Origin of the sequence: Acinetobacter sp. ANC 5378 (genome assembly GCF_013004315.1) — a bacterium.
Lineage (GTDB): Bacteria > Pseudomonadota > Gammaproteobacteria > Pseudomonadales > Moraxellaceae > Acinetobacter.
In genome coordinates, this window is sequence record NZ_JABERK010000011.1 from 142,584 (window position 1) to 159,171 (window position 16,588).

Genomic DNA, 16,588 nt, shown 5'->3' on the forward strand with positions numbered 1-16,588 from the left:
TAACAAAACACATAGGTGACTCCTTGCCAAGCAATGAGTTTGAAACCCTACCAAATATTTATTTGGTAGGGCCAATGGGGGCTGGGAAAACAACGGTTGGTCGACATTTGGCGGAACTGTTAGGTCGAGAGTTTCTTGATAGTGATCATGAAATTGAACGGAAAACAGGGGCGACAATTCCTTGGATTTTTGAAAAAGAAGGTGAAAAGGGGTTTCGTAACCGTGAAACAATGGTGATTGATGAATTAACAGCTCGTTCACACCTGGTTCTGGCAACTGGTGGTGGTGCAGTGACTCAAGCTCCTAATCGTGAATTTTTAAAACATCGAGGAATCGTTGTTTATCTCTATACTCCTGTCGAAATTCAATTACAGCGCACCTACCGGGATAAAAACCGTCCTTTATTGCAAGTTGAAAATCCTGAACAAAAGTTACGTGATTTATTGGCGCTTCGCGATCCTTTGTATCGAGAAGTTGCACATTATATTATCGAAACCAATCAGGGAGCTGCTCGTGATTTAGCTCAAAAAATCTTACATATGATTGTTTCTCAAGAAGCAGATTTAGTCTAATTAACGGTTTTAATTTCATGCAAACTTTACATGTTGAACTCGGCGATCGTCGATATCCTATTTTTATTGGCAGTGATTTAAACCCACAATCTTTGCTTGAGCCCTATATCAAAGGTAAGCAAGTAATGATTGTGACCAATACCACGGTTGCACCGTTGTATTTAGAACACTATATGGCTGCAATAGAAGTTTTGGGGAAAACCGTTGCAACATGTATTTTGCCTGATGGTGAAAAATATAAAAACATTGAACATTTAAATTTAATTTTTGATGCCTTATTAGAAGCAGGATTTAATCGTGATGCTACAGTTCTAGCTTTGGGTGGTGGCGTGATCGGGGATATGGCTGGCTTTGCATCTGCATGTTTTCAACGCGGTGTGTATTTTATTCAAGTACCCACTACGCTGCTTTCACAAGTGGATTCGAGCGTGGGAGGAAAAACCGGCATTAATCATCCCTTGGGTAAAAACATGATTGGTGCTTTCCAGCAGCCACAAGTGGTGCTGGCAGATATGGCGCAATTAAGCACTTTACCTGATCGTGAACTGTCAGCAGGTTTGGCAGAAGTGATTAAATATGCCTTATTGGGAGATCTAGATTTCTTGGTCTGGCTCGAAGAAAATATGGATGGCCTGGTGGGGCGTGATTCAGAGTTACTGGCTGAAGCTGTTTACCGTTCATGTGCACATAAAGCACGTATTGTAGCCAATGATGAAAAAGAACAAGGTGAGCGTGCCTTACTTAACTTGGGGCATACCTTTGGTCATGCGATTGAATCTTACTTAGGATATGGCGTTTGGTTACACGGGGAAGCGGTTGCAACTGGTATGGTGATGGCTGCGGATTTGTCGCAGCGTATGGGCTGGATTTCAGCGGAAGATTTGGAACGTACAAAAAAAATCATTCAACGTGCTCATTTACCCGTAAAATGCCCAGCTATTCCACTGGATGAATTCCTCGCATATATGGCACATGATAAAAAAGTGCTGAATGGACAATTACGCCTTGTACTGTTGAAATCTTTGGGGCAGGCTGTAATTACTAGAGAATTTGATGTGGAATTGATGAAACAAGCGATTTTAGCGAATCAAGAGAAGGCATAAGTCATGGCAACCATCCGTACACAATGGCAACGTATTCAAAACTATATCTGGCTAGTGTGTGGGGTGGTGTGTCTGTTTGCAGCACTTATTTTTTGGGCAATCACGGACAGTGATGCTTTGGTAGAAGTAGAAAAATCTGCTGAAACTGAATCTGAATTGCAAATTCAACCGGAAAAAGTTGCTGCAACTAACCTTCTTGGTGCACTTCAAAAAGAAGTCCGTCCTTTGGAAATGACTACGCGTGTGGTCAATACTGCAAGCTATGAACCAGAGTTTCGTGGCACTAAGTTTATTAATGACAATAAAAATGCGGCCACGATTGAACTGTTTCGAGCGACCAAAGATGATGTGATTCGCAGTTTTCTCAAAAAACAGTCCGATCGTAAGAACTTTTTCTACATTCGCCTGAGTGGTGAAAATCAAATTGAACAATATGTTCTGCTTTATGGAATCTATGGAAATAGCGATCAAGCAAAACAAGCCCTACAACAATTGCCATTCCAGTTTCCCAAGTCTATTCAACCTCAAGTTCAGGATATTGAAAATTATGCTGCATTGGTCAATGACATGGGCGCAGAAGAAATGGGGTCGAATAGCAAAATATACGCAGTCAATTTGAAATCTGCACCATTACCTCGCATTGATGAGAGTCTTGTGGCTCAACCTAAACCCAAACCGACTGTACCAGTAGTTGATCCTAAAGCAGCAACGACAACCACAACGGTCACACGTCGCGATGAAGAGGGGAATGTCGTGGATGTGCAGCAGTCTCATTCTGGTGTTGAGTCTGCGCCGAAAAAAAATGGCAATAAAGTAGCAGAAACTGAAATTAGCGATCCATTTAACTAAGTATCTGTAATTCTATATCTATAATCTGTTTGCAAAGCAGTTCTTCTCAGCTGGAGATGGGTAGGAACGTTAGCGAATAACTCTTTTATTTATGCGACACAATATGTCGCACTTGTGTATTGGTGGTATGTATTTATCACTTTAATTTTATTAAAATTATTGTATGAATAATCCATTTTTGAAAGCATATAAATATCGCATTTATCCAAATCGAGAACAGCAAGTGTTGATTGAAAAACACTTTGGATGTGCTCGTTTTACTTTTAATTGGGCATTGGCTTTACAACAGAACTATTACGAAAAATATAAAAAATCTTTATCTCGAAAAGAAATTCAAGATCAGCTTGTATCCCTGAAAAAAATTCCTGAATTTGAATGGCTGAATAAGGTCAACAGCCAATCGTTGTTGAGTAGTTTATTGCACGTATATACAGCATTTGGTAATTTCTTCAAAGGTAGAGCAAAGTTTCCTAAATTTAAATCTAAAAAGATACCGCAACGCTCTTATCAATGTCCTCAACACTGTACAGTGAGTTTTACTAGTGGGGTGTTGAATTTACCCAAGATTAAAGGGATTAAAACCGTATTTAGTCGTCAATTTGATGGCAAGATCAAAACAGTGACCATCAGTAAAACAGCGACAGGCAAATACTATGCTTCAATCCTTGTTGAAACAGAGGTTAATCTACCTGTACCAAGCATCATTGAAGTAGAAAAAACTATCGGGATTGATCTAGGTCTGACTCATATGCTGATTCAGTCAGATGGCGACAAAGTTGAAAATCCACGATATTTGAAAAAAGCTCAAAAACGATTGGTGATACAGCAAAAGATATTTTCCCGAAAAAAGAAAGAAGCCAAGAATTATCGACGACAAAAATTAAGGGTTGCGCGTGTCCATGAAAAGGTACGAAATCAACGCTTAGACCTACATCATAAACTTACGCATAAATTGATCTGTGAAAACCAAGCGACCACGTATGCAGTAGAAGATTTAGGGATTAAAAGTATGGTGAAGAACCGTAAACTTGCAAAATCCATTAGTGATATTGCATGGGGGCAGTTCCTCACGCTCTTGCAATATAAGGCTGAATGGTATGGTAAGAACATTCTTAGGATTGGTCGTTTTGTGCCCAGTTCAAAATTATGTTCCCAATGTGGCTACACAATGGAAAAGTTACCCTTGCATATTCGTTCATGGAGCTGTCCTGACTGTTTATCTGTCCTGGATCGTGACTTGAATGCGAGTATGAATATCCGCAATTTTGCTTTAGCTGATGTGCTAGGACAATTTAGCACTGTATAAAGAGTTCCTGTGCCACTATATCTGTCAGCGCAGGTGTGGTATCGAAAGGTGTAAGTATTACTGCTTACATGGGTCGCAAAAATTCCCTATTATAGCTTTCAGCTTAGTGGTGGGAGTATGTCAATTAAAAATAGAGTACTAAAATAGAGCAAATTAAGTTATAAAAATATCTATATGCACAAATATAGTGCGAAAAAGGGTTTCAAGAAAATAAGATGAAGCAGATGAAACTTTAATATTTCTATATTTAAAACATTTAGCATTGTCTTTTTTTAATTGGCATCATTTTTGCTTTATTGGTGCATGAATTGAGTTATTGTCCCTATTTTGGCGCGAAAAGATTCAATGATTGTGCGAAGTTACTGAATTTTCCTGCTTTAAAAGAGTGCGTAAATCAGTAAATTTTTTTTGTAATTGATACATGCACGCAAGATAAAATGCGATTATCTTAAGTATGTGAAGAAAAATGATTCTGCCCAATCTTGATCTGAGTGTAAGTAAATTGGACTAAATCGCAAAGAAAATATTTGATTGTTAGATGCCCGCTTTATGGGCCATGTTGAAGAAGGGTACGCTATGCACATGCCATCGCCTAATACTGTAGCTCCCGCTCAAGGTTTATACCAACCGGATGAGTTTAAAGATAACTGTGGTTTCGGTTTAATCGCCCATATGCAGGGTGATGCAAGCCATGATTTGGTCAAGACCGCGATTCATAGTTTAAGTTGTATGACCCACCGTGGTGGTATTGCCGCAGATGGCAAGACAGGGGATGGTTGTGGTTTATTGCTGGCTATGCCAAAAGCATTTTTCCGTGAAGAAGCAAAAAAACTCAGTGACATCACTTTAAGTGAAGTATTTGCAGTTGGTACTGTATTTTTAAATCTTGATCCAGCAATCGCAGCACATTCAAAACAGGTTTTAGCCAAAGAAATCGAATCTGAAGGCTTAAAAGTTCTTGCTTGGCGAGTGATCCCAACCAATGTCGATGCTTTGGGTGAAATTGCACTTCAATCGATGCCTGCATTTGAACAAATTATTGTCAATTGCCCAATGGGTGTCACTGAAGTTGAATTTAACCGTAAGTTATTCCTTGCGCGTCGTCGTGCGGAACAATTGCTGAGCAATGATTCTTCATTCTATGTAACTACATTGTGCTCAACAGTCATCACCTATAAAGGTTTGATGATGCCTGAAGCAATCGCAGACTTTTATACAGATTTAGCTGATCCGCGTCTGGAATCACACATTGTGGTCTTCCATCAGCGTTTCTCGACCAATACATTACCACGTTGGCCTTTAGCGCAGCCGTTCCGTTATCTTGCACACAATGGTGAAATCAATACCATTACTGCAAACCGCAACTGGGCAATGGCACGTGTGCCAAAATTTGAAAACCCATTACTTCCAGGTTTAACTGAGCTCAATCCAATTGTGAACCGTACCGGTTCGGATTCTTCAAGCCTGGATAATATGCTTGAGATTCTGGTAGGTGGTGGTATGGACTTGTTCCGTGCACTACGCATGCTTGTTCCACCCGCTTGGCAAAATGTTGAAACTTTAGATGCCGATCTACGTGCATTCTATGAGTTTAACTCTAAGCACATGGAAGCATGGGATGGTCCTGCAGGTCTGGTGATTCAAGATGGTCGTCATGCGATTTGTATGCTGGATCGTAATGGTTTGCGTCCTGCACGTTGGGTAATTACTAAAAATGGTTACATCACGCTTGCATCAGAAATTGGTGTTTGGGGTTATAAACCTGAAGACGTGATTTCTAAAGGTCGTGTTGGTCCAGGTCAAATTCTGGTAATTGATACCCTCACTGGTAAATTGCTCGATACTCAAGATGTCAGCAACCATTTGAAAAAAATGCGTCCTTACCGTGAATGGTTACGTGAAAACTCAATTCGCCTACAAGGCAGCCCAGAACTTGAAGAATATTTATGTGATCAAGGCTTAAAAGGCGATGCCTTAAAAGCATCACAGAAAATGTTCATGGTGACGTTTGAAGAACGTGATCAATTGCTTCGTCCAATCGCAGAAAGCGGTCAGGAAGCAGTTGGCTCAATGGGTGATGATACGCCAATGGCCGTATTGTCTCGTCAGGTTCGTCATGTATCGGATTATTTCCGTCAACAGTTTGCCCAAGTCACCAACCCACCGATCGATCCATTACGTGAATCGATCGTGATGTCTTTAGAGACTTGCTTGGGTCGTGAGCAAAACGTATTTGAACAAAGCCCTGAACATGCAGATCGCCTGATCATTTCAAGTCCGGTACTTTCAAACTCAAAAATGCATCAAATGCGTACTTTGGGTCGTAAAGGCTACGAAATTGCTGACATTGACTTGAACTATGTGGCAAGCGAAGGTTTGCAGGCGGCAATTGCACGGATCTGTGAGGAAGCGGCTCAAGCGGTTCGTGATGGCAAGACTTTACTGGTGCTTTCAGACAAGAAAATCCGTGAAGGCTATTTACCAGCCAATGCATTAATGGCAACAGGTGCGGTTCACCATCACTTGATTCAAGCCGGTTTACGTACTGATGCCAACATCATTGTAGAAACAGCTTTGGCACGTGATGCGCACCAATTTGCCGTGATCTTAGGATTTGGTGCAACTGCGATTTACCCATACTTGGCCTATGACGTGATCAATGACCTGATTGCCAAGGGCGAATTGTTGGGTGACCCAATTCATGCCCAAGCGAATTTCCGTAAAGGTATTGAGAAAGGCCTGCTCAAAGTTCTTTCTAAAATGGGTATTTCAACTGTTGCGTCTTATCGTGGTGGTCAGTTATTCGAAGCTGTTGGTTTGTCGAATGAAGTGGTTGATAAATGCTTCACTGGTGTGCCAAGCCGCATTCAAGGTGCAACCTTTGCAGACCTTGAAAATGATCTTAAAAAATTGGCTGAAAATGCGTGGAAAGCACGTAAGCCAATTGATCAAGGTGGTTTACTGAAATTTGTATTCGATAAGGAATATCACGCATTTAACCCGGACGTGATCAATTCACTTCATAAAGCAGTACGATCAGGGGATTATGCTGACTTTAAAGAATATGCAGAATTGGTGAATAATCGTCCGATTACTACGATTCGTGATTTATTCAAACTGAAAACAGACAATTCAATTGCATTAGAAGAAGTGGAATCGGTTGAAGAAATCTTGCCGCGTTTCGACTCTGCCGGGATGTCTTTAGGTGCATTGTCTCCTGAAGCGCATGAAGCGATTGCAATTGCCATGAATACCATTGGTGGTCGTTCAAACTCTGGTGAGGGCGGTGAAGATCCTGCACGTTATGGCACAATCCGTAACTCGAAAATTAAACAGATTGCATCAGGTCGTTTTGGTGTTACACCAGCGTACCTAACTTCTGCGGAAGTATTGCAGATTAAAGTGGCACAAGGTGCTAAACCGGGTGAAGGTGGTCAGTTACCGGGTGGTAAAGTGAATGGCTTAATTGCACGTTTGCGTTATTCCGTTCCGGGTGTGACTCTTATTTCACCTCCACCGCATCATGACATCTACTCAATTGAAGATTTGTCACAATTGATCTTTGACTTAAAACAAGTCAATCCGCAAGCGATGGTGTCGGTAAAATTGGTCTCTGAACCGGGTGTAGGAACTATTGCGGCAGGTGTGGCGAAAGCATATGCCGATTTCATTACCATTTCTGGTTATGACGGTGGTACTGCGGCATCTCCATTATCTTCAATTCACCATGCAGGTTCGCCATGGGAGTTAGGTTTGTCTGAAGCGCATCAAGCCCTTCGTGTAAATGACCTTCGTGGCAAAGTACGTGTACAAACCGATGGTGGTTTGAAAACAGGTTTAGACGTGGTTAAAGCGGCTATTTTGGGTGCTGAAAGCTTCGGCTTTGGTTCTACTCCAATGATCGCGTTGGGTTGTAAATATCTGCGTATTTGCCACTTAAACAATTGTGCAACCGGTGTAGCAACTCAGCAAGACCATTTACGTCAAGAGCATTATATTGGCGAGCCAGAAATGCTGATCAATTTCTTCCACTTTATTGCAGAAGAAACTCGTGAATGGTTAGCAGCTTTAGGTGTTTCAAGTCTGAAAGACTTGATTGGCCGTACAGATTTACTTGAAGTATTGCCAGGTGAAACGGATAAACATGCTCACTTGGATTTAAGTGCATTGTTAACTTCTCATCCTTCTGCTGAAGGTAAAGCGCAATATTGCCAGGTTCAAGGTAATGCACCATTTGATAAAGGCTTGCTGGCTGAGAAAATGGTACTCGAGATGCTTCCGACCATTGAAGCGGGTAAGAGTGGTGAGTTTAACTACAATGTTGTCAATTGTGACCGTTCAATTGGTGCACGTATTTCAGGTGAAATTGCGCGCCGTTATGGCAACTTGGGTATGGAAACGCATCCTGTGGTCATGAATTTGAAAGGTACTGCAGGTCAGTCACTCGGTGTTTGGAATGCCGGTGGTTTGCATATCAAACTTGAAGGTGATGCCAACGATTACGTGGGTAAAGGTATGGCTGGTGGCCGTATCTCCATCTTCCCGCCAAAAGGTTCGCCGTTCCAGACTCAAAATACTGCAATCATTGGTAACACATGCTTGTACGGTGCAACTGGCGGTAAAATCTTTGCTGCAGGTACTGCAGGCGAACGTTTTGCGGTTCGTAACTCGGGTGCATTTGCCGTGATTGAAGGCGCAGGCGACCACTGTTGTGAATATATGACGGGTGGTATTGTGACTGTACTGGGTAAAGTAGGTCATAACTTCGGTGCTGGTATGACCGGTGGTTTTGCTTATGTACTTGACCTTGATAATGACTTCGTTGACCACTATAACCATGAGTTGATCGAGTTAAATCGTATCTCTACAGAAGCGATGGAAGAACATCAAGAATTCTTGCTTCGTATCTTGGATGAACATATTAAAGAGACAGGTAGTGCTTGGGCGTACAAGATCCGCAACGAGTTTGATTTTTACAGCCGTAAATTCTGGCTTGTAAAACCAAAAGCTGCTAATTTGCAAACGCTTTTGAAAACGACTAAAGCTGATCCACAATAATTCCACGACGAACAGATTGATAGGCAGGTGTAGCTGATAAATAAACAGACTACACCTACCCACGGAGAGAGACATGGCAGAGCGCCTAAACAATGACTTTCAATTCCTGGATGTAGCACGCCAAGATCCAGAAAAAAAAGATCTAACTGTCCGCAAAGCAGAGTTTGTGGAAATTTATAAACCTTTTACAGCGGAAATTGCGACCAATCAATCGCACCGTTGTTTAGGTTGTGGTAACCCGTATTGTGAATGGAAATGTCCAGTCCATAACTACATTCCAAACTGGTTAAAACTGATTGCTGAAGGTCGTATTTTCCAGGCAGCTGAACTTTGCCATCAAACCAATACATTGCCAGAAGTCTGTGGTCGTGTATGTCCGCAAGACCGTTTATGTGAAGGTGCTTGTACCTTGAATGACGGTTTTGGTGCAGTCACCATTGGTAATGCAGAAAAATACATCAATGACACCGCTTTTGCTTTAGGCTGGCGTCCAGACATGTCCAATGTAAAATGGACAGATAAAAAAGTTGCGATTATTGGTGCAGGTCCTGCTGGTCTAGGCTGTGCAGATATTCTGGTACGTGCAGGAGTAAAACCAGTCGTCTTCGATAAGCGTCCTGAAATTGGCGGTTTGCTAACTTTTGGTATTCCAGAATTCAAGATGGAAAAAGACGTCATGAAACGTCGCCGTGAAATTTTCGCGGGTATGGGCGTTGAATTCCGTTTAAATACTGAAATTGGTACAGATATCACCATCGATCAACTCCTTGCAGATTACGATGCCGTGTTCATGGGTATGGGCACATACACCTACATGAAAGGCGGTTTTGCTGGTGAAGATCTGGATGGCGTTCATGATGCGCTTGATTTCCTGATTGCCAACGTGAATCGTACTCAAGGCTGGGAAAAAGACGTAGCTGAATACATTAGCGTTGAAGGTAAAAAGGTGATTGTACTGGGCGGTGGCGACACTGCGATGGACTGTAACCGTACTTCAATTCGTCAAGGTGCTGAATCAGTGGTATGTGCTTACCGCCGTGATGAAGAAAATATGCCGGGTTCACGTCGTGAAGTGAAAAATGCGCGTGAAGAAGGTGTGGACTTTATGTTCAATCGTCAGCCAATTGAAATTGTCGGTGAGAACGGTAAAGTCACTGGCGTTAAAGTGGTCACTACACAATTAGGTGAGCCTGATAGCCGTGGCCGTCGTAGCCCAGAACCAGTTCCAGGTTCAGAAGAAGTTTTACCTGCTGATGCTGTGCTTTTAGCTTTCGGTTTCCGTGCAAGTCCAGCAGATTGGTTTGCTGGTGCAAACATTGGTTTGGATGGTTCAGGTCGTGTGGTTGCAGCTGAAAAGCAACAATACAAATTCCAAACTTCTAATCCGAAAATCTTTGCCGGTGGCGATATGGTTCGTGGTTCTGACTTGGTTGTAACTGCAATATGGGAAGGTCGTGAAGCAGCTGAAGGTATTCTTGATTACTTGGATATATAAGCAGGATATTTAATCTGATTTAAACTTCAGATGAATTTAAAAACCCACTTCGGTGGGTTTTTTATTTGGATGATTTGCAGTACTGAAAATAAACAAAACTAAGCCCAAATATGTTTACAATAAAAATATTCAAACAAATACAAAGAAATATAGAGGATATAGGCATATGAATGTAATGAAAAAAAGTTTAGTCACTATGGCTCTGGTAAGTACTTTAACGCTATCCGGTTGTGGCTATAACACGCTACAGGTGAAAGATGAAGCGGTGACAGCCTCTTGGTCTGAAGTGCAAAATCAATATCAACGCCGTGCAGACCTTGTACCCAACTTGGTCAATGTGGTGAAAGGCTATGCCAAACATGAAGAAAAAGTTCTAACAGAAGTCACTCAAGCGCGTGCTAATGTCGCAGGCTTAAAAGTAGATAAAGAAGTCCTGGAAGATCCTGCCTTATTCCAAAAATATCAAGAAGCACAGGCGCAGATGACCAGTGCATTATCTCGTTTAATTGCAGTTTCTGAAAATTATCCAGATTTAAAAGCCAATGAACAATTCCGTGATTTACAAGTACAACTTGAAGGTACTGAAAACCGTATTGCAGTAGCGCGTAACCGATATATTACGACAGTCCAAGACTTTAACTCTTATTCGCGCCAGTTCCCGCAAGTGATGACTGCCAAAGTTATTGGGATGAATCCCAAGCCGAACTTTAGTGCAGAGCAAGGTGCACAAAATGCACCTAAAGTATCTTTCGAATAATTCATTGATTGTTGAATAAGGATTGCTGATGTCTGATTCTTATAAAGAATACATCTCACCCCCAATCAAAATACTTACGGTATTTTTATTGGGTTTTAGTGTGCTGATGAGTTCCCTGACTTGGAGTGAGGTTGCAACAGCCACAGATGAGAATACTGATGCTGTAGTTGTCGGCAAAATCATTAAGGATCAACAGCAGACCTCTCAAAATCAAACAGTAACCAAAGAAAATACTGAAACCACGGTTCAATCCCCGCAAATTGCTAATGATATGGCGGAAGGAGAATCCATACGTGGCTTGCCGACCTTAAATGAGCCAGTTGTTGATCAGGCAAACGTATTAACTGAAAGTCAGAAGCAGGAAATTAGTCAACGGATTTTAGCGTTACATGAACAAGGAAAGGCGCAAATTGGTGTAGTAATTGTACCCACCACAGGTCAGGAAGATATTTTTGATTTTGCCATGCGTGTTGCTGAAAAATGGCAATTGGGTTCAGCTAAACAAGATAATGGTTTGTTGATGGTGATTGCTGTTAATGACCGTCGTATCCAAATTCTGACAGGTTATGGATTGGAAGGTGTGATACCTGATATTGTGGCCAGTCGGATTATGCGAAATCAAATCACACCTTATTTTAAACAAGCCCAATATGCACAAGGTATTGAAGCGGGACTGGTTGAAATAGAACGTATTTTAAATATGGATCCCGAGGTGGCGCAAAAAGCCGCGCAAGAACTTAAAGAACGCCATGAACAAGCTTTGCATGAACAGCAAGCCAAAGAGAAAACTTTTAGTACAGCATTATTTATACTGATTGCAGGCATTATTGGTTCCTTTATTTTTGGCAAGGGTTTAAGTGCGTCCACTGCTGCGGTGGCTGGAACGGTAGCCGGATTGGTGAATGGTGCAGGATTAGTGACTAGTTTATTAATTGGTGGTGGGATTTTCTTTTTACTGATTACCGCTATTGCACAAACCATTTTCCAGCTGTTTTTGGCTTCTGCCGGTCGTGGCGGTGGTGGAGGACTTGGAGGTGGTGGCGGATTTAGTGGTGGCGGTGGTGGTTTTGGCGGTGGAGGGGCATCAGGCTCATGGTAATAAAAACAGAAACGACAGAGATTGTCACACAGCCTAAAATAGAAGAAGTAAGCCAACCCAGTTTTAAACGTTGGTTAAAGCATTTTTTATATATGCCTGCGGCTAAGCGTTATTTCTCTAAGCAGGATCAGCAAGCAATTGCCCAAGCTGTAACTGAGGCAGAACACGAGCATGTGGGTGAAATTCAGGTGGTCATTGAAGGTTATCTTCCCGCCAGTCAAGCGTATAACCAAAATACATGTATGCGTGCACGGCAGCTTTTTGCTGAACTAGGTGTGTGGGATACTGAATATAATAGTGGTGTGCTTTTATATTTAAATTTATGTGAACGAAAAGTTGAAATTGTGATTGATCGGGGAATTCAGAAAGCGACTGAACAAGCTGTTTGGGATGAAATTTGTCAAAAAATGATTGAACAACTTTCACGACATCAATATCGAGACGCTGTTATGACAGGTGTATTTCGCATAGGTGAAGTGTTAAATGAGTTTTATGCCCACTCCACAACAGATCAGCATAATGAATTGAGGAATGAGCCCATCATATTAGGCTAGAAAATAGTGTTTAAGTGACAAAAAATGTCATTTTTTTACTAAAATAAACATTAAAACTACGTTGTAACAATTTTATTTTTTTAAAGTGCTGTTTTTTCTGTTTATTTTATTATAATCAGTTTTGGCACAGTTAGTGCTAACTATAAATTAGCTTACAAAGCTTATAAATAAACAAAAACATTTGTGGAGAATGTTATGAATGCTCAAAAAGGTTTTACTCTTATTGATACTCCATAAGTGTCCATATAAAATGAACAATCCATAAGTAAGTCAATATGGACATAAAAATAATAAATTTGATATGAAGAATCACTATTATCTTTTTCTACTTTTTTCAATCTCCGTTTTTACTCATGCTCAAGAACTAGACTTCATTCAATATTCAGATATTTCATCAATTCCTCAAATTGTTTTGAATCCAAAAATCCAAACAGAACTTCAAACATTGTTAAAGCATGATTATCTAAAATTTCAATCTAATTTCGACAATTACTCAGCGCCCTATTTACTGAAAACAGATGAGGCTCTGTATTATGAAGGTCTGTCTGGAAGCAGTTTAGATGCTTCATCCGCGATTGTGTTTAAAGATGGGCGATTGTTTGCTGCAATATATTTTTCCAATACCAAGACTTTAAAATACTTTAGCAACGATGCCAGTTGCTCAGAACAGTTACATCCTGCGATTCAAGTTTTTGCTCAGCAGCGTGAAATTCAAGGTATTGAATATGCGACAGCTAGAGCCAATACCGCTTTAAAATATAATTTTGGCCCCGCTTCAAAATGTGAAACCTATTTTAAAAAATTAGGAAGATAGCTGTGTTATCGGCAGTGTAAAAATGCCCCCCTAACGGCATTTAAAAACTGATCCCCTTGGTTAATATAGTGGTCGATTTGTTATTCGTGTTCCATCATTGTTCATCAAAAACTAGCCTTGGAAGCAGCAGAGCGTGGTGTAAGTATGAATCATCAGGTGTCGGCAAAATTAGCTTATGTGACTATTTATGTTGGTCTAACAAGTAAGAATAACTGGTATGGTACGAACAGGAATAGGTGATCGTTTTATCTAGCAATTTGCATGATATTGTTAGATTTAAGGCTTGATCAGTAAAATTAGAGCTTGAGATGATGCTATGACGTTATTGGAACAGCAGGCTGTACCAGAAGTTGTGTTTGGAAAATCAGTACTTAGGGCTGCTAAACTGCTCTCCCTTAGTCAGTCTCAGCTCGCAATAGTGCTAGATATGGATGTTGAGGCAATCACTCAATTGCACAACCAACCTGAATTAGATCCAAATTCTAAACAGGGGAAATTAGCACTGTTGCTGATTCGTCTATACCAGGCTTTACATGCTTTGACAGGTGGTGATCAGGCTGCGATGAAGATTTTTTTAACGTCCGAAAATAGAGTCACTAGCGGTATCCCAATTCATCAAATTGAAACAATGAGTGGCTTGATTTCTGTTCTTAATTTTGTTGAAGCCATTGTGTGACAATATACTCCTATGGACTAACTTACACTGAACTTTCAAAAATTATGTTGTGTAACATATGTAACAAGTTGAAATTATTAAAAAATAGGATAACTAAAAATGCAGCTAACTGAATTAAAACAATTACCAGGCTGGTTATTAGAACAGTTACCCCAAATAACTGAACCAGCAGTTTTATCACTGCGAGATACGAAACTTGTCATCACTTACCCTGATCGTATGGAAGCAATTCACGAAAGCTTAAAAGACGTACAACACCAGATCCATCATGTCAAACCTACAGATTTACAGATTCTACCAGAGGTTTATCAATATTTTGGTGAGGATAAAGAGAGTGGTTGCCTATTTTTTAAAACCTCTGAGCATTTTTCTAGTAGTTTGTTTTCCTACACAGATAAAAATAAATTTGAGCATTTACAATCTGCTTTACAGACTGCCTTTGAAAATGAGCAAGCATATCTCGCAAATCCAACAGACTTTTTAACTGCATATCATTTTATTGATACACACCCAGCTTTTTGGACGGTTATTGGCGATGTACCATCATGGCACTGGAATACATGGGGGCATTGCCAAAATGTTTATCACGGTGCATATAATGATGAAGATGATGGGCAATTAGTGATTTATTTAGAGACTGGCTCACATCTTAATAAAGTAGAAGATGGTGGTAAATTATACCAAGAGCATTATCACGATTATCGTTTAGATGTTTGGGCAAATACGTTTGAACAGGCGTTTATCAAGTTGGCGGCAATGGTGTATAAATTTTTTGACCATCAAGGTGTTGAGCGTCCAAATGTGCCACATATAAAACCAGCATGGGTTCTGGAGCTTGATGAACGAATTGCAGAATTTAAAAAATGGAAAGATGAGGAGCTGTGAGTATTCACTATTAGGTGGCGTCCACGAGTTATTAAAGTATGTCGTTTAAAACATCTGCCAGCTTTTGCCCATTCTTACGATCAATTAAACGTGCTGACATACCAAATTCAGTTGGACCACTGTAATCAGCTAAAAGTGTATCTCCAATAAACAAAATGTCTTTGGCATAACATTGTAATTTATCAATTAAATATTGATAAATTTGTGACTCGGGTTTAATTGCTCCAACCTCATAACTCCAAGCATAAGCATCAAGAGAAGGTAAAAATGAAGAAACAACTTTTCCATATGGCATCGCTAAATTGGAGCATAATGCCAATCTGAATCCCAATTTTTTTAATTCTTCCAAAGTTGATAAGGTATCTTCATACAGTCTAATAGAGCGTAACTCTTCATCTAAATCATGCTCAAGTTCTTGCAGAAATTGGTCTGGAATATTTACTGCTAATCGCTTTGCAAGCTCTGCCAAATTTAAATTGTGGGACATAATAAATTTGGCATCATCAGGTTTTGGTTGTCGCCCATTTTCTTTTAGCCATTTCATTAATTTTCTATATGGGGAACGTCTTTCCCCTATCTGCACAAGTGTGCCAAATACGTCAAAAACAATGACTGAAGGCTCAATATGGCCTGCTTTTATAAATGATTCCATATTTTTACAACCAATTAAATTGAATTTTACTTTTTGTTGAGATTACCATAAGAGCATTGCTAAACAAATTAAGGGAGATATTTGATATCTCCCTTTGATTATTTTATTCACTGAAATTTGCAAACATAATTTTAGGAAAATTTTTCATAAAGTGGCGTCTAACATGATTGAAGTCACTGAGATCATGTTGATTTTTTTCAAAATAATTCACCCAGGCTAAAGTCGCATCTTGGTCATTTAAATTGGGGTTAACATTAAGAAACAAAGCTAAATCAAATGTACGGTCAATATTAAACTCTTTGATTAGTGCAACAGCAGTTGAACGAACTTCCTCTGAAACAGAGAATTTTGGAGAAAAGTAGTTATTCATAGCTGAACTTCCTTAAAAAACTATATAATGAAATTTAGAACGGCTAATTTGGTTTTTAATAAAACAATATAACCTGCTGCAGGTTAAATTAGCATGGTAAAAGTTATTTATCAAGTTTAATTAACCTGCTATAGGTTAATTTTTTAATTTAAAGGTTGTTATGATTAGATGTAGGTTGTCAAATTTGATGGGTGAGCGAAAAATTTTAAAGTTAAGTGAGGTAGCTCAAGCGACTGGTATCAATCGTAATACATTAACAAGTCTTTACTATGATCGTGCAGTACGAATTGAGCTTTCAGTCGCAAATACCTTATGTGAATATTTTAATTGTAATATGCAGGATTTATTTGAATATACCAATGAGCCTAGAAAAAGGGATGGCATTTAGTAAAATGTCA

General features: G+C 40.0%; 15 protein-coding genes. 13 read left to right on the top strand and 2 right to left on the bottom strand.

All coding sequences use genetic code 11. The features are described from left to right. Positions 1–23: 23 nt before the first annotated feature. The 12 genes from aroK to HLH16_RS03850 all read left to right on the top strand — a co-directional run bounded on the left by aroK (position 24) and on the right by HLH16_RS03850 (position 15,168). Positions 24–572 carry a shikimate kinase AroK gene (gene aroK / locus HLH16_RS03795; RefSeq protein WP_214646604.1) on the top strand — a complete coding sequence of 183 codons (549 nt, stop codon included), beginning with the start codon at positions 24–26 and terminating at the stop codon, positions 570–572. 17 nt (positions 573–589) lie between these two features. Then, positions 590–1,675: a 3-dehydroquinate synthase gene (aroB, locus tag HLH16_RS03800; protein ID WP_171528306.1), complete on the top strand. Its 1,086-nt coding sequence runs from the start codon at positions 590–592 to the stop codon at positions 1,673–1,675. A 3-nt stretch (positions 1,676–1,678) separates the two neighbouring features. Further along, a complete protein-coding gene (locus tag HLH16_RS03805) occupies positions 1,679–2,524 on the top strand; it encodes a hypothetical protein (protein WP_171528307.1) in 846 nt (281 codons plus the stop codon). Between the two features lie 163 nt (positions 2,525–2,687). Beyond that, positions 2,688–3,830, top strand: coding sequence for an RNA-guided endonuclease TnpB family protein (locus tag HLH16_RS03810; protein ID WP_171528308.1), 1,143 nt, complete (start codon positions 2,688–2,690; stop codon positions 3,828–3,830). 582 nt (positions 3,831–4,412) lie between these two features. Continuing rightward, entirely contained in the window at positions 4,413–8,888 is a 4,476-nt protein-coding gene (gene gltB / locus HLH16_RS03815) for a glutamate synthase large subunit (RefSeq protein WP_155859857.1), read from the top strand. A gap of 73 nt (positions 8,889–8,961) precedes the next feature. Next, complete coding sequence (locus HLH16_RS03820; RefSeq protein ID WP_171528309.1) at positions 8,962–10,383, top strand: glutamate synthase small subunit GltD family protein; 1,422 nt, start codon at positions 8,962–8,964, stop codon at positions 10,381–10,383. A 166-nt stretch (positions 10,384–10,549) separates the two neighbouring features. After that, complete coding sequence (locus HLH16_RS03825; protein ID WP_171528310.1) at positions 10,550–11,140, top strand: LemA family protein; 591 nt, start codon at positions 10,550–10,552, stop codon at positions 11,138–11,140. Positions 11,141–11,246: 106 nt separating this feature from the next. Further along, positions 11,247–12,239, top strand: a complete 993-nt coding sequence (locus HLH16_RS03830; RefSeq protein WP_502707635.1) for a TPM domain-containing protein — start codon at positions 11,247–11,249, stop codon at positions 12,237–12,239. Further along, complete coding sequence (locus HLH16_RS03835) at positions 12,233–12,793, top strand: TPM domain-containing protein (protein WP_171528312.1); 561 nt, start codon at positions 12,233–12,235, stop codon at positions 12,791–12,793. The genes HLH16_RS03830 and HLH16_RS03835 overlap by 7 nt, the downstream gene beginning before the upstream one ends. Positions 12,794–13,094: 301 nt before the next feature. Then, positions 13,095–13,607, top strand: coding sequence for a hypothetical protein (locus HLH16_RS03840; protein ID WP_171528313.1), 513 nt, complete (start codon positions 13,095–13,097; stop codon positions 13,605–13,607). Positions 13,608–13,923: 316 nt separating this feature from the next. Further along, positions 13,924–14,283, top strand: coding sequence for an antitoxin Xre/MbcA/ParS toxin-binding domain-containing protein (locus tag HLH16_RS03845; protein ID WP_004281163.1), 360 nt, complete (start codon positions 13,924–13,926; stop codon positions 14,281–14,283). Between the two features lie 99 nt (positions 14,284–14,382). Further along, complete coding sequence (locus HLH16_RS03850; protein WP_171528314.1) at positions 14,383–15,168, top strand: hypothetical protein; 786 nt, start codon at positions 14,383–14,385, stop codon at positions 15,166–15,168. A gap of 31 nt (positions 15,169–15,199) precedes the next feature. On the opposite strand, the gene HLH16_RS03855 is transcribed toward HLH16_RS03850, so the two are convergent. Both HLH16_RS03855 and HLH16_RS03860 read right to left on the bottom strand, forming a co-directional pair. After that, the gene (locus tag HLH16_RS03855; RefSeq protein ID WP_171528315.1) at positions 15,200–15,820 is read right to left on the bottom strand and encodes an HAD family hydrolase; all 621 of its coding nucleotides are present in this window, start codon (positions 15,818–15,820) and stop codon (positions 15,200–15,202) included. Positions 15,821–15,923: 103 nt separating this feature from the next. After that, positions 15,924–16,190 carry a hypothetical protein gene (locus tag HLH16_RS03860; protein ID WP_004281168.1) on the bottom strand — a complete coding sequence of 89 codons (267 nt, stop codon included), beginning with the start codon at positions 16,188–16,190 and terminating at the stop codon, positions 15,924–15,926. Between the two features lie 160 nt (positions 16,191–16,350). On the opposite strand from HLH16_RS03860, the gene HLH16_RS03865 reads away from it, so the two are divergent. Further along, on the top strand, positions 16,351–16,578 hold the full coding sequence (locus tag HLH16_RS03865) for a helix-turn-helix domain-containing protein (protein ID WP_103800479.1): 228 nt from the start codon (positions 16,351–16,353) through the stop codon (positions 16,576–16,578). Positions 16,579–16,588: the final 10 nt, after the last annotated feature.